General features: G+C 51.6%; 18 protein-coding genes and 1 pseudogene. 3 read left to right on the top strand and 16 right to left on the bottom strand.

All coding sequences use genetic code 11. The features are described from left to right. The coding region (locus ACL7TT_RS10415) for an integrase core domain-containing protein (RefSeq protein WP_413395238.1) at positions 1–327 on the top strand (327 nt) is incomplete at its 5' end. Between the two features lie 56 nt (positions 328–383). Here the strand turns inward: ACL7TT_RS10415 and ACL7TT_RS10410 are convergent. The 12 genes and pseudogenes from ACL7TT_RS10410 to ACL7TT_RS10355 all read right to left on the bottom strand — a co-directional run bounded on the left by ACL7TT_RS10410 (position 384) and on the right by ACL7TT_RS10355 (position 14144). Then, positions 384–809, bottom strand: coding sequence for a hypothetical protein (locus ACL7TT_RS10410; protein ID WP_413395237.1), 426 nt, complete (start codon positions 807–809; stop codon positions 384–386). 283 nt (positions 810–1092) lie between these two features. After that, complete coding sequence (locus ACL7TT_RS10405) at positions 1093–1548, bottom strand: hypothetical protein (protein WP_413395235.1); 456 nt, start codon at positions 1546–1548, stop codon at positions 1093–1095. Between the two features lie 530 nt (positions 1549–2078). Further along, positions 2079–2927 (bottom strand): NmrA/HSCARG family protein, encoded by an 849-nt coding sequence (locus tag ACL7TT_RS10400; RefSeq protein ID WP_413395233.1) that lies wholly within the window; start codon positions 2925–2927, stop codon positions 2079–2081. 487 nt (positions 2928–3414) lie between these two features. Beyond that, on the bottom strand, positions 3415–3924 hold the full coding sequence (locus tag ACL7TT_RS10395) for a DUF3368 domain-containing protein (protein WP_413395232.1): 510 nt from the start codon (positions 3922–3924) through the stop codon (positions 3415–3417). A 13-nt stretch (positions 3925–3937) separates the two neighbouring features. Further along, positions 3938–4171: a UPF0175 family protein gene (locus ACL7TT_RS10390; protein WP_413395230.1), complete on the bottom strand. Its 234-nt coding sequence runs from the start codon at positions 4169–4171 to the stop codon at positions 3938–3940. Positions 4172–4307: 136 nt separating this feature from the next. After that, the gene (locus ACL7TT_RS10385; RefSeq protein WP_413395242.1) at positions 4308–4808 is read right to left on the bottom strand and encodes a site-specific integrase; all 501 of its coding nucleotides are present in this window, start codon (positions 4806–4808) and stop codon (positions 4308–4310) included. A gap of 873 nt (positions 4809–5681) precedes the next feature. Further along, positions 5682–5936 (bottom strand): annotated as a pseudogene (locus ACL7TT_RS10380) (transposase); the annotation flags it as partial. A gap of 259 nt (positions 5937–6195) precedes the next feature. Next, a complete protein-coding gene (locus ACL7TT_RS10375; protein ID WP_413395228.1) occupies positions 6196–7467 on the bottom strand; it encodes a sensor histidine kinase in 1272 nt (423 codons plus the stop codon). Positions 7468–7494: 27 nt separating this feature from the next. Further along, on the bottom strand, positions 7495–8190 hold the full coding sequence (locus tag ACL7TT_RS10370) for a response regulator transcription factor (RefSeq protein WP_413395226.1): 696 nt from the start codon (positions 8188–8190) through the stop codon (positions 7495–7497). Positions 8191–8356: 166 nt separating this feature from the next. Then, positions 8357–9487 carry a type 1 glutamine amidotransferase domain-containing protein gene (locus ACL7TT_RS10365; protein WP_413395225.1) on the bottom strand — a complete coding sequence of 377 codons (1131 nt, stop codon included), beginning with the start codon at positions 9485–9487 and terminating at the stop codon, positions 8357–8359. Between the two features lie 308 nt (positions 9488–9795). Next, positions 9796–12909 (bottom strand): efflux RND transporter permease subunit, encoded by a 3114-nt coding sequence (locus tag ACL7TT_RS10360; protein WP_413395223.1) that lies wholly within the window; start codon positions 12907–12909, stop codon positions 9796–9798. 116 nt (positions 12910–13025) lie between these two features. Continuing rightward, positions 13026–14144 carry an efflux RND transporter periplasmic adaptor subunit gene (locus ACL7TT_RS10355; protein WP_413395221.1) on the bottom strand — a complete coding sequence of 373 codons (1119 nt, stop codon included), beginning with the start codon at positions 14142–14144 and terminating at the stop codon, positions 13026–13028. A gap of 133 nt (positions 14145–14277) precedes the next feature. Here ACL7TT_RS10355 and ACL7TT_RS10350 point away from each other — a divergent pair, with 133 nt between their 5' ends. Further along, complete coding sequence (locus tag ACL7TT_RS10350; protein ID WP_413395219.1) at positions 14278–14910, top strand: TetR/AcrR family transcriptional regulator; 633 nt, start codon at positions 14278–14280, stop codon at positions 14908–14910. Positions 14911–15042: 132 nt separating this feature from the next. Here the strand turns inward: ACL7TT_RS10350 and ACL7TT_RS10345 are convergent, their stop codons facing one another. Next, positions 15043–15804: an ABC transporter permease gene (locus ACL7TT_RS10345; protein ID WP_413395217.1), complete on the bottom strand. Its 762-nt coding sequence runs from the start codon at positions 15802–15804 to the stop codon at positions 15043–15045. Continuing rightward, positions 15801–16766 (bottom strand): ABC transporter ATP-binding protein, encoded by a 966-nt coding sequence (locus ACL7TT_RS10340; RefSeq protein ID WP_299946605.1) that lies wholly within the window; start codon positions 16764–16766, stop codon positions 15801–15803. Before ACL7TT_RS10340 ends, ACL7TT_RS10345 begins: the two co-directional genes overlap by 4 nt. A 625-nt stretch (positions 16767–17391) precedes the next feature. On the opposite strand from ACL7TT_RS10340, the gene soxR reads away from it, so the two are divergent. Then, positions 17392–17877 carry a redox-sensitive transcriptional activator SoxR gene (gene soxR, locus ACL7TT_RS10335; RefSeq protein WP_413395215.1) on the top strand — a complete coding sequence of 162 codons (486 nt, stop codon included), beginning with the start codon at positions 17392–17394 and terminating at the stop codon, positions 17875–17877. 241 nt (positions 17878–18118) lie between these two features. Here the strand turns inward: soxR and ACL7TT_RS10330 are convergent, their stop codons facing one another. Both ACL7TT_RS10330 and ACL7TT_RS10325 read right to left on the bottom strand, forming a co-directional pair. Continuing rightward, entirely contained in the window at positions 18119–18844 is a 726-nt protein-coding gene (locus ACL7TT_RS10330; RefSeq protein WP_413395213.1) for a dienelactone hydrolase family protein, read from the bottom strand. 78 nt (positions 18845–18922) lie between these two features. Continuing rightward, entirely contained in the window at positions 18923–19330 is a 408-nt protein-coding gene (locus ACL7TT_RS10325) for a VOC family protein (RefSeq protein ID WP_413395211.1), read from the bottom strand. Positions 19331–19481 lie beyond the last annotated feature (151 nt).

Genomic DNA, 19481 nt, shown 5'->3' with positions numbered 1-19481 from the left:
GGCGTTACCCATCACAGTGATCGAGGCAGTCAGTACCTGTCGATTCGATACACTGAGCGGCTTAATGAAGCGGGCTTCCAGGCGTCAGTCGGCAGCGTCGGCGACTCCTACGACAACGCACTGGCAGAAACCATCAACGGCTTATTTAAGGCGGAGGTCATCCACAGAACAGGCCCCTGGAAAGGGCTGGATGAGGTTGAACGCGCAACCTTGACCTGGGTCGATTGGTTTAACCATCGCCGCATTCTCAGGCCAATTGGCGATATACCTCCAGCCGAATACGAAAAGCTGTATTATCAGCAAGCCGAGTCTGCCCAAGCGGCATGACTCAAATCAAATTGCCTCCGGCAAACCCAGGGCGATTCATTTCATAAAATTGTCCTTTATTTATTTATTTGTAATTTAATACCAACCTCAACAGGAATTCTTTCCCCATTTTTTTCTGCCGGATCAAATTTCAACGATTCAATTTTTTCAAATATCTGTTCTGACCTTTTGTTATACGGATCTGGTTTCCCAGATTCCATAATAGTTGCTGCAAATATATCTCCGCAAGAATCAATAACTATACGCAAATCGACGGTTATGCAGTCCTCTCCAACTCCACAAAAACTATCGAACTTATAATTTGGAATCCAATAATTTTTAAGTTGTTCGCTTGAAGCCAATTCAATAGTCGATTTAAAAAATTGCGGCAATGGCGCCTCTAAAGTTTCTGAGCCAAAAAATCTAATTTTGTTTATTGTACTGCTGCAAGACAATATAAAAACTAGAGGAGCCATTAAAATAAATGTATTCATCAATCTCATAAACTTTCCTAGATTCAACTTGTAAGTGCATATTTCAATGGAGCTAGAAAAAGCAGCCAGTTGCCCGTAGGCTTCTCGCTTTATCATTGTCAGCATGCGCAAAAGTGCAGCAGCAAAAGAGAAATGGAAAAATTAGATATTTCATCGTCAACCCTTAACTGATTTATTAAAAAATTCTACAATTCCTAAATGTAAAACAACGGCCCTTAATATAGCAAAAAATGACTTAAATATTCTAGGCTTCTCCAAAAAAACCTGAACAATCTGCATTTTTATATATTTTTTAGTTAAACGCCACTACCCGCAGTTCGTAGCCAACGATAGAAAGACGTAATAAATTTCCCCCTAAAATCAGGACTAAAGAAATTAAAAATACTGCAATGTTGCCGTAATCTATAGATCCATTGTTGGATATTTCACCGATAACAATTCCTATGGATCTCAACGCCCAATAAACGCCTATAAGGAAGGTTCCGGCAATTACGAGGCCGTGCTCGGAAATAGCTGCTTCGCCTTCACAGGGACTGCTTAACTTCTGAGCTATATTGGGGGCCAATATCCAAAGAAAAATACCAATGACAATAGGAGCAACCAACATCGCAACAAATGGTACAGTAGGCACAAACTCTTTGCTTGTCCAAAACTCAGGCACAAAAAGCAGCGGCGAGGCATTTCCCAAGTTACCTAGAATAAAATATGCGGCAAGAATTTTTATTACCAACTCTGAAAATTGCTTCATAGATTTCACCTATAAAAGTGTCAGTGAACTTTGTGGCCACTATTTCCTGAGTAAATATAGTGGCCAGATCCTCTACTCGGTTAGATGTTTTAGGCTTGACATGAGCTTGAGCCCGCCAATTAGGCATACAAACGTACTAATTGATTTTGAAAATGTAGAATCCCTGCCCCCTCTTTCGGAGCACAATTGATAGGTCTCATTAAAGTATCCAAGCTTAAATTAGGCTTTAAAAGTAGCACTAAACTACAAATTAAATTTTCATTAGTTACATTACTTTTCGCGTGGGCCACCAGCTTTAGGTTCGCATGCCTTCGGTTTATAGGTGGCTCGGGTAGAGTGCATCTAGCGCACGTTGAATCTGTGGGTGGAGATTGGGGAGTGAAAGGGTTCTTTTTGGCCGAGGATATGCCGCGCAAGGCTAAGCAACTAAAACTGGATGTGATTCAGAAGAAAATCAATGCGGTGGCTGCCAAAGCATCGACGATAGACGAATAACCTTTATTATCTGCTGTTGTACATAATGCCATTCGCTAACAATAGGTGTGAAGGGCCTGCTCGAACGTCTTGAGTCTGGGAAAGCTCTCTCTGAGTGCCGGTATATCTGCCTTATATCCGCTAGTTTTGAACCAGCTGACCATGCTGTAGATTTCCGGGCTTATTGGTTTGAACAGCCAGGCAGGCAGAGTGAAATGGAATGGTGGTTTTCCCGTTACTTTTGTGAACGTAGTTTTGATCTGCTCATAAGTTAGTTCATCACCCGCTAGTTCGATAGCCTTGCCCAAGAATGGCTCTGAATGAACAAAGCAATAAGCGACAAACGCGCCGATGTCATCGACATCAACCATCTGCAATTTCCTCTTTCTTTTCAACGCCCAGGATAATAGCCCCCAGTTGATGAAACCCATTTGGCCTTTTTCTAACAGGTTGGCCATGAAATAGGTAGGGCGGACAATTGTGTAGGGAAGCCCCAGCTTGTTGATATGCTTCTCGATTTTAAACTTGCTATCGAAATGGGGAATGTTGGTATTGCGTTCGGCCCCGCCTACGGAGGAGTAAATAAAGTGCTGAACACCAGCCGCGTGGGCCGCGTCGGCGATAGCCTTGCCTTGAAGAAGTTCAGTTTCTACACTGCTGGTCCAGTTGTTTTGAATGGAAAACACACCATAGGCTTCTGCCAAGATGAGCCCTAATGTCTCGGGTTTGTTTAGATCGCCCTGAACGACCTCTATCCCCATTTTCCGCAGCTTCTGCGCACCAGGGCCATCAAGACTGCGAGAGACAGCCTTAATAGCAAAATCGGTTTTGAGTAAATGTTTTATAACAGCGCCGCCCTGTTTGCCAGTTGCGCCAATTACAACGATTATTTTCTTGATTTCCATGGTTACTTTAATAATAGAGGCCAGAAGAAAGTTTTGACACTTAAGTCGTCCGCAATCAAACAATTGTCAGTTTAAATACAGAGCGGTGTGCCATCAATCTGGCAGTATTAATTTTGAGTTGACGAGATCTCTCTCACGGTCCTTTCTATCAGTATTACTGATTGGGTGCAATGCGATTACAGTCGAAGCCTACGATTGACAGGGGCCGCTGCCAAGCTGGCTTCATTCCAATTGACAGCCAGAGCATTCATTACAAGCTGCATGTGCAATTCTTCCTGACCCTGGTAACTCAACCAATGCTAAGGGCTGTATTGTCAACTCTGGCTTATGGATGGGCCCATATACTGACCAATTCTTTACCCTAGCTTCAGACCTGGTTGTTGAACATATCGTCCTACTTTCATAAGCGCACGAATATGGTGGTGTAGACTGGACTGAGAGTTGAAACGGAGTGGCTCAGAGCCCACAATGTGGGCCCTCAAAGTGCTTACCACTGCTGTTTGTTTTGGGCTTCCCCGGCACGAGTCAATGCCAGTTTGTAAATATCTTCTCCCAATCGGAAGCCAGTGCTGCGCAGCTTGTCCAAGTAAGGCTTCACCTGTGTCACATGACCTTTCTTCTTTGCCTCCAGCAGAACGCCAACCATGCCAATAATGCTGTGCACCAGCTTTTTCGCCACTGCCCGACCGGCGACTTCATCAATAATCAGCACGTCGGCATCCAGCTCCAAAGAAAGGGCTATTGCCTCGGATTCACCTAGATCCAGATGCCGGGTCAACTTGTTAACCACTGTCTGATTATTGATCGGAACTGCCTTGATCCAGGGAGAATTGAGTACCTGAAGTGCACCTGGCTGGATACGCTTGACTTGTGCCAGTTCCGACACAACGGCTTCAGGGATCAGTATCTCGCCGTAAAGCTTCTGGAGTATGTGAAGAGCACCGATCTTGGCGAGGTGGGTTATTGCGGTGGTATCGCTGACGACAATCCTGTTCATCTTCTTTATATCCTTATAGATCGTGGTTTTTTATATCGTCGACCAAGTCGTCCACACCGAAGTTGACGGCCTCCCCCTTTTCTGAAAGCAGATTATGGAAGTCGAATTCAGACACTCCAATCAGTTTCCCCGCCAAAGATCCATGTATGCGCTTGTACTTGTATAGGGCGATAGCCAACAACTCACGCGCTTCCTTTTCGTCGACACCGATTTGCGTCATCAGCGCGTCGTCGATTTCTATATTCATGCTACATCCTTGCTAAGGCTGTCCGATTCCAAGGGTACCACTGGTGTAGCAGTTCCTTGCCGAGCTATCGAGTATACCTCAACCACTAAGAAGAGGCTGTCCTGACACCTCTTGTGAGTGAGTGCAAACTTATTGGCTAGTCCAGGCGCGAGGCAATTTCTGTGGCGGTTGCGTTATAGTAGGTCATCAATGAGCGTGGATCACGGTGTCCTACCATCCGCGCAAGGTCAAGCACGTCCAATTTACGTGCTAGCCGTGTCAGTGCCTCATGCCGGGTATCGTGAAAGCGCAGCTCCTCAATGTCAGCATCTATTCGAGCACGTCGAAACATCACGCTCGCTACATCTCGTCCAACCTGCAAAAACGTTTTAGGACGATCTTCCATCATCTTGAAGAGTTCTAATGCGCGCCGAGTCAATGGCACATGCCGCTTATCTCCATTTTTCGATGTTTGCACGGTGATATAGCGCCCCAGTATGTCAAGATCATCACGGGTTAGTGCCAGTATTTCCCCCAATCGCATTGCAGTTTCCAGAGCAAACAGAAACGCCCACGCGACCTCCTGGCGACGAGTTTGGGGTGACATTTCCTGCCAGTTCAGTGCTGTGCAGATCCGGTCTATTTCCTGCCCAGGGATGCGCCTATCTCGTGGTCGTGGATTGCGCGGTCACTCAAGCCTTGAATTGGATGATGATCCAGCAGGTGCCACTCGCGTAATGCGTAGCGGCATACAGCACCTAATAGGTTAATTTCTCGATTTACAGATCCTGGTGATATAGAAGTGAGGCGGCGATCACGGAACTCTGCAAAGTGCTGAGTTTTAAGATCGGATAGTAATATTTTGGAGATAGGGTCTGTTGACAGCTTATTGATTCTTACCACCTCCCATCTTGCCCCAGCCCTGTTGGGAGATACTGACCCAGCGAAGCGCTCCATTAGATCACCGAAAGTGCCCGCGCGGGGCTTGCCGTACGTTCCTTGTCGTATCTGATACTCTATATCCTGAGTCCATTCCTGAGCCTGTCTCTTTGAATCAAAGGTCGCACTGGCAGACTCGCCCCGAAGCCTAACTTGAGCACGCCACGTCTTCCCGCGTCGAACAAATGTTGCCATCGCTCTGTCCTTTGGTGCAAATTTGGTGCAATATTTTGATTCCATCTGCACCTAACTGGCAACCACTGAGAGTAGATGGTTTTAAAAAACTATGATAAATCAGTAATTTGAATTTGCTTGACTCTTGTAGAGGCTTCCTGCGAATTCATTTAAAAGTCCCGCCCTGGCACCACATCAAAGTTCAAAGAAGTCCGAAATCGTCCGCAAAGCCTCGTAAATCGGGGCTTTTTGCTATCTGCAGTGTCCAAAGCCTTCCGCTCCCGTTCGTTGTCATCCGGTGCTATCTGGTGCTACCAAGTTCAGTTTGGCATTTTCCGGCGTCAAGATAGCACCAATGGCACTTACCGATACTCAAATCAAGCAAGTCAAACCCGGTGAAAAGAACCAATGGATTACTGATGTCCGGATCTACTACCAGCGCTTGAAATACTTTCTGCCACTTGCCTGATGCTGACCAGGCATTGAAGCGCTTGTACACCTTACTCCAACATCCGAAGTCCTTCGGTAGATCTCTCCATGGGCAACCTGTACGCATTCGATAGAGCATGCCCTCAAGGGTCATACTGAGATCGCGCTTGTTATAGATGGCCAGTTGCCGCAGAATTCCCCACAGCTTCGACCAGTGCTCATTGCTGAGCATGAATTGGGGCATTGCAAGCTCGTTTTTTCGTTGTGTTAGAACCTCAACAATGCGAGCTTGCTCTTATAAATCAATAGGCTACATCCAAACGGGAACAGCCCCTAGCAATTTACTGGATGAGATAGTGATGGGCATGCCCAATCCTAAGTCTGATTCCGATAGGCCCCTCGCTTGGAGTAGAAAGTGAGGGCAGGCCACAGGAAGGCCAGTTACCTACTGTTTCCCTTCTTCTGTGAATAAAAAGATCAGCGATTACACCTAAGTGGCCTCCCTAATTTGAAAGGTTGTGCGTATTTGGCCTTGGTTCCATCGTCACCGTTGTGCCCTCCCTGTCGCTGTTGATTTCAATTTCTATATCCAATCGGAGACACAATCTCTTAACCAAAGATAAACCTATTCCGTAGCCGCTACTCTGTTCGCTTTTAATTCCAGATAGGAAGATGTCAGGCAGCATTGCAGGATCGATTTTAGAACCGGTATTTGTAATCGATAGGCAATTATCGGTATAGCGAATGCTAATCTTACCTTTGTCGGTATGGACAAAGGCATTGGCAATGATATTGCTAAGGATGATTCTGAATTCCTCGGCATTGGTAGTGGTCTGCGCATCTGCAGATACATCCAAATGAAGCTCAATGGCTTTGCTCTTCGGGTCATCACTTAGCAGATGGTAATGCTCAACCACGACACTCTCTATTAAGGGCAAAATAAGCACTTGCTCTTGCTGCAATCGCTCTTCCCGGGCTAGCGATAGCAAGCCCTCAATACATTGCTGCATCTGTTTTTGCGCATCCTCCAATCGCGTTGCTAACTGCATTTGTTCTTCATTTAAAGCCGTGTCTTTAAGTAGCGAAACTGCACCCTGACTGATAGTAATAGGCGTTTTCAGTTCGTGAGATACATCGCGGGTAAAATCCTGCTCTCTTTTGATAAAATTCTGCACTCGCGACATTACCTTATCCAATTCTTTGGCAAACCTACCAATTTCGTCATTACTAAATTGTGAAGAAAAGCCTATGGGCAGTTGTCGCCCCTGTACATTTAATAACACAGTATTTAATTGATCGATTGGGCGAATTAATTGTTTAGCCATCAGCCAGGCAATGAGGGCAGTGAGAATAGCAATCATTAAACTGAAAATAGATTGTGTGTATAGCATGCCAATTTTGATTCTACGCACGATCAAATAGTCGCTGACTTCAGCCAATATATAGCCTTGCTCAATGTGCATTAGGTGATAATGCTTCCCATCTGTACCTGAGAATTCAACACGATCAGGTTCGTCTATAAGAACTCTCAATACCTCTTCAGGTAGATCATTGCGGTCAGCGTAAAACTGCACATAAGCCACTTGTGGTTTCGGTTGTTCACCGCGCATAATTTGCTGTTGAACTCGTACAGATTCTTCGGTCAATACCTGATGAAACATTTCATCTTCAACATAGTAAGAATATAAAAGCCCCAACAAAGAAAACAGCACGCTGACAAAAACCGCGATAGCAACAAAATAGACAACGATACGTGTACGTATTTGAGTGAACATTATAAGTATTTGAACTTTCTACTTGACTTATAAGGTAAGGCTAAAACCCACACTATGCAAAGTCTTAACGATAGGTTTGGCGAAAGGTTTGTCGATGGCTTTACGGAGTTGGTACAAATGCGAACGCAACGCATCAGAATGGGTGGGTTCGCCATGCCAGAGCTTATCGCAGATTTCACTGCGCGTAATGGCCCTGGGGTGCGCCTCCATCAACAGCTTAAGAATTGAGAATGAAATGGGTTGCAAATGAATGGTCTGCCCCGCTCGCGTCACCTTTTTTCTGGTAACATCAAGGCTAATTTCTGTCTCGCCCAGCCCCAATGTTAGCACCTTCGCCGTTGATGGACCATAGCGCATAGCCAATGCCTGACACCGCGCGTAGAGTTCTTGTAATGCAAAAGGTTTAGCCAGGTAATCGTCAGCACCATGAGAGAAACCGGCAAGTTTGTCGTCAAGAGAATCTCTGGCGGTCAGAAAAAGGATGGGGATGTGCCGAGTGGCCCTTTCTCGAAGTATACTACAGGTTTGCAAACCGTCCATCTTTGGCATGGCGATATCAAGCACAATGCAATCGAAGTATTCTTTAAGGGCCAGATCGCAGGCAAGCTGGCCATCATATGCGAAATCCAATTCCACACTGCGTTTTTCCATAAACGCAGCAATGTTCTTTGATATGGCGATATTGTCTTCAACAATCAATAATTTGAGCTTTGCTTTTGTCACTCATGCCACCTTGTCAGTTGTTGGTGATATCCCTTGGGAAAAATATGTCTACCGCCAATTTGAATGTGCTTTCTGCATGATGTAGTTCCCTCTGGTGTCAGAATGGATTATATACAGAACTATATGATCGCCGGACTAATAATAAAAATTTTCTTCTACATAACCATTATTCCGACAAGGTTTGAAGCAAGGTGAGCACTTGCTGGTTCTCAGGGAATTTCTTCTTCGCTGCAGTTAACACTGCCTTGGCTTGAGGAATATTATTGTTATGCAGGTATGCTTTGGCAATCGCTGTGTCTAACATCGGGTGATTGATGGTGTCCTGAGTCTGTTGCATCAGAATAAGCGCCACATCGCGTTCGATTGCGGTGTTGGCATGCCGTGCCTGATACACACCAAACATGCCCAATAGCATAGGATCATATTGATCTCTATGAGCTGTAAACTCTTTTATCGCTGTGTCACGATCAGAAAAGAACTGCTCAACAAGCTTAATGGTACGATCATCTTTGAACTCAAGCGCTTCGTCTGCCTTGAGCCCTAACTTATTAACCACGGCTTTCGAGGTGTCGGCGGTCGAGAAGGGGTTTTGCCCGGTGATCACCCGACCGTCAATGCTGACCTGATTCAGCATTAAGCCATCCTGGTGAAACACCGCACCCTGCTCTGTCAGTTTGTCTTCTAACAAAAATGGCATGCTCCAGGTTTTGGAAAATGCCGACTCCTCTTCGTTGGTAAAGGCCGATACGCGCTTTCCTTCTACCAGATAAGAACCGTCACTGAGCTTCACATCTAAAAGCGCAGCTGGCCCATGACACACAGCGCCAACAACACCGCCGTTTTCATAAACCTCACGAATTATGTTTTTCACGGACTGATTGTCGGCCAAGTCAAACATCGGCCCTTTACCACCGACCACATATACCGCATTATAATCTTTAGGGTTTATGTCGCTTAATTTTTGCGTCGATTCAAGTAGCTTCACCGCGGCCTTATCAGCAAGAAACCGTTCGTTGTAGGCTTTGGACGGATCGTAGTTATCGGCGACAAGTTTGCCGCCAGTCGGCGATGCGAAAGTGATAGTGGCACCGGCAGAAGCAAATACCAGATAAGACTTACTCATCTCGTCGAACTCAAAGCCCGGCTTTACTAACTTACCTTCAGCGTCTTTTTGACCATGGCTACTCAGTACCATCAAAACTTGTATATCGTTATTACTCGCAAATAGGCTTGTTGTGGACAACGCCAAAACAGCCGCTGTGGTTAATGATAAAAACCTAATCATTAAAGTTTTCATTTTCACGCTCCTTTTAGAGGGTTCATTCATATCTATATGTGAGGCTGTATTCACGATAGCTATGACGGCGTGAAGAAAATGTGAAGAGGTTGCCCCGCCGCCAGACAGAATAAATGCACGGATCAAAGGGGGTAAAACATTGCACCAGTTTTGGGTGGGTCGAATTAGAGTAACTGGGCTTGGTCGGATAAACAAAAGCCCCCGCAAGCCCAGTATTTATGAGGATTGAGAGGCTTTTGTAGACTGCTTTAAACAGTGATTTGGTGGAGGTGGCGGGAGTTCTTCCCGTACCGTTTTGGTCATTGTGCTCATCGCTCCAATAGCGGGCCATCCGTCGTAACCCTGGCATCGGGCTGGGCCACTGACGGGGTATCTTCCTCCCGCACCCGGAACCAGGTCGCGTAAAGGGCTGGCAGGAACAGCAGCGTCAGTCCGGTAGCTACGATCAGGCCACCCATGATCGCCACCGCCATGGGACCGAAGAAGTCACTGCGCGACAGCGGGATCATTGCCAAAACAGCGGTCAGGGCGGTGAGCACAATGGGGCGGAAGCGCCGCACGGTGGACTCGACAATAGCGTTCCAGGCACTGAGCCCCTGGGCCATATCCTGCTGAATCTGATCCACCAGAATCACCGAATTGCGCATCACCATGCCGCCCAGGGCGATGGTGCCCAGCATCGCTACAAACCCGAAAGGCTGGTTGAACAGTAACAGGAACAGGGTAACGCCGATGAGGCCCAGCGGCGCGGTAATGAGCACCATGGCAGAAAGAGACATACTGCGCAATTGCAGCATCAGCAGGGTAAACACCACCAGTAGAAACAGCGGCATGCCCGCGTTGACGGAAGCTTGTCCGCGCGCGGATTCTTCCACACTGCCGCCCACTTCCAACAGGTAACCCGGTGGCAGTTGGTCGCGAACGGTCTGCAGTTGCGGCCACACCGCATCCACCACTGTGGCGGGCAGCGCTGAAGTGTAGATGTCGGCGCGCACAGTCACCGTGGGCAATCGGTCGCGGTGCCAGATAATTCCTTCCTCGAAGCCATACTCCAAGGTGGCGATCTGGTTTAGGGGAACGCTGCGGCCGCTGTCGGTCTGCACCGCCAGGTTGCCAAGCTGGCTCAGGGCGTGGCGTTCACGCTCCTGGCCGCGCACGCGCACATCAATCAGCTCGTTGTCTTCGCGATACTGGCTTACGGTGATGCCGGTGAGGGAACTTTGCAGAGCGCGGGACAGGTCAGCGCTATTGACACCCAGGGCACGGGCGCGATCCTGGTCGATATTCAAGTTCACCGTCTTACTGGGTTCCTCCCAGTCCAGGTGGACATTGGATACCTGGGGGTTTTGCCGTATATGCCCGGCCACTGCGTGGGCGAGACTGCGAACGGTAGTGATATGCTCACCGGAAACCCGGAACTGCACCGGGTAGCCCACCGGCGGGCCGTTCTCCAAACGGGAAACCCGGCTGCGCAGGGTGGGGAATTCCGTCTCCATGGTCTCGATCAGCCAACTGCGCACCTGCTCGCGCGCTTCTACACTGCGGGTCATGATAACCAACTGGGCAAAGCTGGCCGCCGGCAGTTGCTGGTTTAGGGGCAGATAGAAACGGGGTGAGCCGGTGCCCACATAAGCCACGTAGTTCTCCACCAGCGGATTCTTTTTCAGCAGGGATTCCAGGCGTTGGGCCTGATATTCGGTGGACGCCAGGGAGGCACCCTCGGCGAGTTTCAGGTCCACCATCAGCTCCAGGCGCCCGGAGGAGGGAAAAAACTGCTGGGGCACCAGGCGAAACAGGGCCAGTGAGCCAACAAAGATCGCCAGGGTTGCCACAATCACGGTTTTGCGATGGCGCAGGCACCAGGTGATCAGCTTGCGAAAGCGCTGGTAGAAGGGTTTCTGATAGGGGTCCCGCAGCTCGCCTTTGTGGTCGCGGCGCGTCAGGTTGGGCAGCAGGTAGTGGCCCAGGTAGGGCACAAACACCACTGCAGCAATCCAGGAGGCCAGCAGTGACAGGGTGACTACCTGGAAAATGGAGCGGGTGTATTCGCCGGTACCCGACTGTGCCGTGGCAATGGGCAGAAAACCGGCGGCAGTGATCAGGGTGCCGGTGAGCATGGGGAAGGCCGTGCTGGTCCAGGCGAACCCGGCGGCTTTGAGGCGGCTGAACCCCTGCTCCATTTTAATCGACATCATTTCCACGGCGATAATGGCGTCGTCCACCATTAATCCCAGTGCCAGCACCAGTGCGCCCAGGGAAATCTTGTGCAGGCCGATGTTGAAATATTGCATCAGTGCGAAAGTCATGGCCAGCACCAGCGGAATTGACAATGCCACGATCAGGCCGGGGCGACTGCCCAGGGAGAAAAAACTCACCAGCAACACGATAGCCAGTGCCTCGGCCAATACCCGTAAGAATTCCCCCACTCCGCGTTTAACCGCAGCGGGCTGGTCCGAGACCTTGTGGAGTGCCATACCCAGGGGCAGGTCCTGTTGCAGTTCGGCAAAGGTCGCGTCCAGCTGTCTGCCCAACTGGAGAATATCCCCACCCCCCTTCATGGAGGCGGCGAGGCCGATGGCATTCTCTCCCATAAAACGCATGCGCGGCTGGGCCGGATCGCTAAAGCCGCGGTGCACCTCGGCGATATCGCCGAGCCTCTGGGTGCGACCGCCAGCGGTGATGGGGAACTGGCGAATTTCCTCCACGGACTGGAACTGTCCGCTAACGCGTATGCGTACTCGGTCGCTCACGGTATCCACAAATCCGGCGTCGGTGACCTGGTTTTGTGTCTGCAGGGTGTTTTGCACCGCGGCCAGGGGAATCCCCAATGAAGCGAGTTTGGTGTTGGAGAGTTCCACCCAGATTTTTTCATCCTGCAGGCCCAGCAGTTCCACTTTGCCCACATCTTTCACCCGCTGCAGGGACAGTTGCAAACGCTCGGCGTAATCCTTCAACAGTGCATAGTCAAAGCCGTTACCCGTAAGCGCATAAATATTGCCGAAGGTGGTACCAAACTCGTCGTTGTAAAAGGGGCCGTGAATATCGGTTGGCAGGGTGTGACGGATATCGCCAATCTTTTTGCGAACCTCGTACCAGAGATCCGCGATATCCCTTGAGTGCATATCGTCCCGGGCGACAAACAACACCTGGGACTGGCCGGGGCGGGAGAAGGAGGAGATGTACTGATAGTCGCCGGTTTCCATCAGTTTTTTTTCCACCCGCTCGGTGATCTGGCGGGAGACCTCCCCGGCGCTGGCACCGGGCCAAAGGGTATTGATCACCATCACCTTGAAGGTAAAGGGCGGATCTTCGCTCTGCCCCAGTTGTGTATAGGAGACGGCGCCCAGCAGCCCCAGCAGGATCATGGCGTAGAGTACCAGGGGGCGGTTTTGCAATGCCCATTCGGAGAGGTTAAATCCCATGGCAGTGTCTCTGTCTGGTAGGCGCGGCGGGTTTGTTGGGGCCACGCTTTGGTAAAATTGTCGGGGCACCTAACGGACTGCCCTCTGCAGTTTTTGGCTGTGTTTTGACCGGCCGTTTAATCCTGGCTGACCAGGGTGCGGTCCGGATTGATGGGGCGGTTCATACGGTCTACAGGTCGCACGCGCTGGCCCTCCCGCAACAGGTGGGTGCCGGCTGCCACAATCCAGTCGTCGGCGTGCAGGCCGGCAAATACCGGGACAAACTCCTGACCGAAGGGCCCCAGGGTCACTGCTGTTTTGTGCAGTGTCTGGTGTTCTTGGTCCAGCACCCATACAAAGGCCTTGCCATCGTCGGCGCTCACGGCGGACATGGGCACCTGGAATATGTCCGTGGCGGCAGCCTGGGGTACGAAAACCCGTGCACTCTGGCCCAGTTCTGCGCCAATTGCCTGGTTGTCGAAGGCCACACGGGCTTCGAACGTGCGGGAAATGGGATCTGCGGCGGGGGAGAGCTCGCGCACCTGGGCGGGGAAAGGTTTGCCCGGTTGCGACCAGAGTTCCACTGTCAGCGGCTGGCCCACACGGAAGCGGTTGATGGACTGCTCCGGCAGGTCGATGCGCACTTCCCGCTCGCCGTCTGCGGCCAGTGTGAAAATACCCTGGCCTGCGGCCACAACCTGGCCGGCCTCCGCCCTACGGCGGGCGATCACGCCACTCTCCGGTGCTTTCAACACTGCATAGGCAGCCTGGTTGCGCGCCACATCCAGCTGTGCCCGGGCCTGCTGCAGGCGGGCTTCACTGGCCTCAAAACGGGTTGTTACGGCGTCGAACTGGGAGTGGCTGACCAACTGGCGCGCCAGCAGTTTGCGGTGGCGCTCCAACTCACTGCCGGCGAGGCGTTGATCGGCCTCGGCAGAATTGAAGTTTGCGCGGGCGGAGTCCAGTTGCAGAAGCAGGTCATCGGTGTCCAGTTCAGCCAGGGCCTGCCCCTGTTCAACCCGATCGCCTACGTTGACCAGGCGCCGATGGATCTTGCCATTGATACGGAAGGCGAGGGCCGGTTCGAAGCGGGCACGTACCTCTCCGGGGTATACATCCAGCCGGGTGCTGGCCAGTTCGGGGCGAACCATCACGGCGGGGCGCGGTTTTTTCTCCCGGTCTGTGGTATCGGATGGCGTACAGGCGGATGCAAGCAGGCTGATTAACAATACAGTGTGCATTAGTGGTCGGTACATAGGGGTTCCCTTCCTTCGCGGCGAGGCAACAGGCTGAAACCGGGAGTGGGTAGACAGGGCCCGGTAGCCAGCAATGCTATACTGGCGAGTATAGTAAATTTATTAAACTGGAGAGTCCAGTATATGGAGCACTATGTCTGAGCAGTCAACGGCAAACGCCCAGCGCGGTCGTCCCAAGGACCCGGCCAAGCGCCAGGCCATACTCGATGCAGCCAAGGAGTTGTTTCTGACCCAGGGCTTTGCCGCCACGAGCATGGATGCACTGGCCTCGGTGGCGGGGGTCTCGAAACTCACCGTCTACAGCCACTTTTCCGACAAGGAGACGCTCTTTAGTGCCGCGATTACCGATCGTTGTGAAAGTATGATGCCCCTGCCGATCTTTGTGCTCGAGGAGGAGGATTCGGTAGCGGGCGTGCTGGAACGGATCGGCCAGGCTTTTCTGGAGATGGTGTACAGCGAGGATAGCGTCCGGCTGTTGCGACTGTTGTGTTCTGTGGCTTCGCAGGAATCGAGGATGGCGCAGCTTTTCTTTGATGCGGGTCCCCAGCGTATCCTTGGGGAAATCGAGCAGTTGCTGATCCGGGCCACCCAGTTGGAGATGTTGCGGGTGGAGGACCCGGCTGCTGCCGCAGAGAACTTTCTCGGCATTTTGCTGGGCTGCGGGCATCTGGGCGTGTTGATCGGGCGCTCAGAGGTGGAGGCAGGGGCGGAGCGGCGCGCGCGGGTGTGCAGGGCGGTGGATTTGTTTATACGGGCCTACCGTTAAACTCCATCACAGGGCACCGCTAGCGGTGCTGGTCCGATGCAGTGCGGATGCGGGCATGCGCTGGCCCGCAGACACCGCGTGAAACGCTCCCGCTATACATTGCCACCCGTATCAGTTACCGATTGCATTTGATCAGGTTTTGATACGGTAACCGGTGCGGAATATCCACCAGATGGCGAGCAGACACAGGATCAGGAAAAGCAGGGTCATGCCCACACTGAGCCCAATATTGACATCCGCCACGCCGTAAAATGCCCAGCGGAAACCGCTGATCAGGTAGACCACGGGATTGAACAGGGTAATTTTCTGCCAGACTGCCGGCAGCATACTGATAGAGTAAAAGGCACCTCCAAGGAAGGTTAGTGGTGTGATCACCATCAGGGGGATAATTTGCAGCTTCTGGAAGTCGTCGGCCCAGACACCGATGATAAAGCCGAACAAACTGAAGGTGAGGGCGGTCAATACAAGAAATACCACCATCCACACTGGGTGGGTAATTTCATAGTCCACAAAGAAGCGCGCCGTCACCAATATCAGGAGACCCAGGACGATAGACTTGGTTGCTGCGGCCCCCACATAACCCGCCACAATCTCGAATACAGATACCGGTGCGGACAGGATTTCGTAAATAGTACCGGAGAATTTCGGAAAGAAAATGCCAAAGGAGGCATTGGAGATACTCTCGCTCAGTAGCGCCAGCATGATCAGTCCGGGGATAATGAAGGCCCCATAGCTGACGCCCTCAATGTTGCCCATTCGTGCACCGATGGCGGCACCGAACACGATAAAGTAAAGGGAAGTGGAGAGCACCGGCCAGACGATACTCTGCATCAGGGTGCGCCAGGTGCGCGCCATTTCAAACTTGTAAATTGCACCAATGCCATACCAGTTCATTCCTGCATCTCCCCGCTGAGTTGTCCCTCGTGTTTCTGATGTTCACCGTGTACCAGATTCACAAAGATTTCCTCCAGGGAGCTCTCCCTGGTGTGCAGATCGCGAAAATCGATATTGGCGGCATTGAGGCAGCGCAGGAATTCCGCAATGCCGGTATCTTCGCTCTTGATATCAAAGCGGTATATCAATTCACTGCCATCACTGTTCAACCTGAGCGGCAGGTCGGCGAGGGCATCGGGAATCTTTTGCAAGGGTTCCGGCAGTGTCAGGCTGAGCTCCTTTTCCCCCATGCGCTGCATCAGGGCATTTTTCTCTTCCACCACGACCAGTTCACCGCGATTGATCACCCCGATGCGATCGGCCATCTCCTCGGCTTCCTCGATATAGTGGGTGGTGAGAATGATGGTGACCCCGGAATCCCGCAGCCCGCGCACCATGGCCCACATATCCTGGCGCAGTTCTACATCGACGCCGGCCGTGGGCTCATCCAAAAAGAGTACATGGGGTTCGTGGGAGAGTGCCTTGGCAATCATTAAGCGGCGCTTCATACCCCCGGACAGGGTAATGATTTTGTTGCCTTTCTTTTCCCACAGGGACAGCTGCCGCAGGATTTTTTCCAGGTAGCTGGGGTTGGGCGCTTTACCAAACAGCCCGCGGCTGAATTTCACTGCACTCCAAACGCTCTCGAACGCATCGGTGGATATTTCCTGGGGCACCAATCCGATCTCCCGGCGGGCCCTGCGGTAATCCCGCTGGATATCATAGCCGCTGACAGTGACATTGCCCTGGCTGGCATTGACGATACCGCACACAATACTGATCAGGGTGGTCTTGCCGGCACCATTGGGGCCAAGCAGGGCAAAAATTTCCCCGCGTTGAATTTCCAAATTAACTTTCTTTAGGGCGGTAAAGCCGCCGGCATAGGTTTTGCCGAGATCTTGAATGGAAATAATGGGTTCCACTTTTTCTCCTTGTCAAAGTAAGGTGATCGGGGCTTTTCTGTCTGCACGCTGTCGGTTCAGTCTACATCCTGCCGCACAATATTTCAGTAGCCTGCCAACTCGAACAAGGATATTCGGGTCGCAAATCAAGCATGTAAGTGCTTGATTTGTCGTGGATGGATTGCGGGCATGCGCCGCAAACCCGGGTTGAAAAAGGCCATGGAAGGCTTTTTTCAACAGCTTATTAGAGTGTAAGCCGGTGTGTGCTGTTGAGGTGACTGGCAAAGTGCGCTTACAGCGCAGGCAGTGACCGTGTCTATGGTTGCCCCGGATATTACCGAGAGCGCCATGGGTGCTGCGACGGTAGTTGCAAAGCTCATTGCCCGGTTCCCAATGTATGACCTTCCGGGCTCATATTGGCCGTCGGTGACGAGGTGTGGTTCAAGATCTGCCGGGCGAGGCGGATACTTGGGCTCTCTGCTGCCACCATCAATAGGAAGAAGCCCGGTGTTGTCGGTGGCTGAGGCGCAGGGTTTGGCTGTTTGCGGTTGCAGTTCACGGTTGGTCTCCCTTCACTTGCATTGGAAAGCTGTGCAGTGTAAAACCTCAAGTAATATTGAGGTCAATAGCTGCAGGAGGCTTTTCGGTGACTGAGGGGCATAACAGCAAAACGGCATCTGGCGCAGAAAGTAGTATTCGGCGTGCGTTGACTGTGGGTGAAGTGGCCGAGCGCAGCGGTGTGGCGGTGAGTGCGCTGCATTTCTATGAGCGCAAGGGCCTGATTAGCAGCTGGCGTACCAGTGGCAACCAGCGGCGCTATTCGCGGGATGTACTGCGGCGCGTGGCAATTATCAAAGTCGCACAGAGCACCGGCATTCCCCTGGCCGGGATTCGCAAAGCTCTGGGCACGCTGCCCAATGGCCGCACACCCACTGCCAAAGACTGGTCAAGGCTGTCGGCGGGCTGGCGCGAAGACCTCGACCAGCGCATTGGTCAATTGACCCGGTTGCGCGATCGCCTGCAGGACTGTATCGGCTGTGGCTGTCTCTCTATGGACACTTGCCCGTTGCGCAATCCCGGAGACCGGGCAGCGGAGCAGGGAAGTGGTGCGCACTATTTGGAAGAAAAATAGTTGGGCCGGTAAGCATTCCTCAGCCGGCCCATTGCGGAGAGTGGATACCCCACCTTTATTAAAATTCCTTGGGGTCGCTGGTCATTCGGCAATCAAACGGGTTTTCCATACCACCTTTGGCTGTCGCCCTCAAAGGGCCAACGGGTTTGTCTTTCAGGTTTAGAACCGGCCAGTGACAGCATCTTCTCGCGTTCCATCAGCCCGATAATATCCCGGGCTGTGGGTTTGTGACCAGTTCCTTTCAACTAAATATCCTCTGGTAAAAATGCAGTGCTCCCTGCCGGGCATCCTCCGCTGCTTCCCTGTTGTAGGCAAGGGGTAGCCCAAGCTTCTCGCCCCGCTCTGTGGCGATAGGATTGGTAAATCCGTGCAGCACGCCGGGATAGCTGATCAATGTGAGTTTGGCACCTGCCACCTGCATCTCCTCGACAAAGGCACCCACCTGTTGCGGAGGGATCATGACATCGGCACCGCCGGTATACACCTGGATTTCCGCCTGAATTCCACCCTTCTGAGCGGAGATATTGCTGGCCAGGGCGCCGTGAAAGCTGACTACGCCGCGCAGTTCCAGGCCGAGTCGCGCCATATTCAATGCCACTTCTCCGCCAAAGCAGTAGCCTTGTGCCGCGATGCGGGTTGGGTCGACACTGGTGTGCTGTTGTAACAGTGACTGCGCGGTGCGGAAACGGGCTTCCAGGGCCACAGGGTTTTTGCGTGCCGCATCGCTTAAATTTTGTGCTTCGGCGGGATCGTCAGTGTGTTTGCCGGTGCCAAACATATCCACTGCAAAGGCGCGGTAGCCATGCCTGGCGAGCTGATCCGCCTGATCCCGCATAAAGGCATTCTGCCCCCACCATTCGTGTACCAGGATAATGCCCGGGCGCTTGTCAGCAATGCGATCATCCCAGGCTAAATAACCGGTATAGGGTTGCCCATCTACTGCGTAATCAATTACTTCCGACGCCATAATTCTTCCAGTTCAAAGTGTTTCTCTAAATAGAATTTGCCCAGGCTAAAGTGCGATGGCGCACTTTAGCAGAGATTCCTAGGTATCCGGCGGTCCCTTTAGCTCAATCACGTTGTTCTCGGGGTCAGAGATGTAGAGAGAGGGCCCCATGCCTTCCGCACCATAGCGCTGTTCCACCGGTGAGGCACCAATATTTCTTTCCTGTAGGAATCGCAGAATATTGTCGGCGTTGAATGGGTCCACACGCAGACAGAAATGGTGCAGATTGTGTCCCTCGCATCCTGGAGCGGAACCGCCTGTGCGTCCAATCTCCTGATCCACCGGTACCAGATCGATCAGGCTGCTGCCGGCGCGCATTTGATACAGGCCGAGACTCGTATTCTCCCGTTCCAGTTTGCAGCCGAGAATATCCTGGTAAAAACGGCGCACGGTTTCCAGTGATTTTACGCGCAATACAAGGTGATCGATATGTTGGATAGTGAACATGGGAGCCCATTAATTTTAGGAAAACCTGTCTCGGGCAATAATGGAAACTGCGATACACCGGCTCTAAGTGTAGGAGGCCGGTGGGGTCGCGGCCCACAAGGGGGCATTAAGTGGCGTCTTATGGCAATTGTTTGCACTCGACTGTGCCTGG

Origin of the sequence: Microbulbifer jejuensis, from assembly GCF_047289955.1 — a bacterium.
Taxonomy (GTDB): domain Bacteria; phylum Pseudomonadota; class Gammaproteobacteria; order Pseudomonadales; family Cellvibrionaceae; genus Microbulbifer.
This window is presented reverse-complemented; position numbering and strand designations above follow the sequence as displayed.